Source organism: Cyclobacterium roseum (assembly GCF_010119225.1).
Lineage (GTDB): Bacteria > Bacteroidota > Bacteroidia > Cytophagales > Cyclobacteriaceae > Cyclobacterium > Cyclobacterium roseum.
On sequence record NZ_WNKF01000053.1, the window covers coordinates 1 to 871 of the forward strand.

The 871-nt window shown below is 47.4% G+C and carries 2 tRNA genes and 1 rRNA gene; all 3 read right to left on the reverse strand.

Features of this window, described 5'->3' with window-relative positions:
* Positions 1 to 358 precede the first annotated feature (358 nt).
* Positions 359 to 432: transfer RNA gene (locus tag GJQ68_RS23090), tRNA-Ala, on the reverse strand.
* 260 nt (positions 433 to 692) lie between these two features.
* Positions 693 to 766: transfer RNA gene (locus GJQ68_RS23095), tRNA-Ile, on the reverse strand.
* 56 nt (positions 767 to 822) lie between these two features.
* Positions 823 to 871, reverse strand: a 16S ribosomal RNA gene (locus tag GJQ68_RS23760); the annotation flags it as partial.

Consider the following 871-nt stretch of genomic DNA (forward strand, 5'->3'; position numbering starts at 1 on the left):
TTGCATTCTCCGCTCAACATGTCAATGAACTTTCTGATCTCCTAATGTGATCAATGGTTATTCCATTTTGAATAATAAAGTAATGAACCTTTTGCTCATTAAATTTTCTACTTAAGTAGAGGATAACGATTGCCTGCCATCAGACAGGGATTCGAACCGTTGACCCTCCCGACTGTGTCGGGATGCTCTAGACAGCATTCTTTGTTTTTACAAAACTCCTTGTGAGTTCTATCTTTGTGGAGGATAACGCCTGCCTGCCGTCAGGCAGGGATTCGAACCGTTGACCCTCCCGACTGTGTCGGGATGCTCTAGACAGCATTCCTTGTTTTTACAAAACTCCTTGTGAGTTCTATCTTTGTGGAGGATAACGGATTCGAACCGTTGACCCCCTGCGTGCAAGGCAGGTGCTCTAGCCAGCTGAGCTAATCCCCCTGATTTTCTATTTCCCGGTTTCGAACAGCTGACCCTCCCGACATAAGTCGGGATGCTATAGACAGCTGAGCTAATCCCCCTGATTTTCTATCTCCCGGTTTCGAGCCGCTGACCCTCCCGACATAAGTCGGGATGCTATTGACAGCTGAGCTAATCCCCCTGATTTTTTATCTCCTCGGTTTCGACCAGTTGACCCTCCCGACATAAATCGGGATGCTATAGACAGCTGAGCTAATCCAAAACTGGGTTGCTAAATAAAGTGGGCCTGCGTGGACTCGAACCACGGACCTCTACATTATCAGTGTAGCGCTCTAACCACCTGAGCTACAGGCCCCTAATACATAAATCAATGAAGTAGCAGGTAAGACAGAAAAATAATCCTGATTCCAGAAAGGAGGTGTTCCAGCCGCACCTTCCGGTACGGCTACCTTGTTACGAC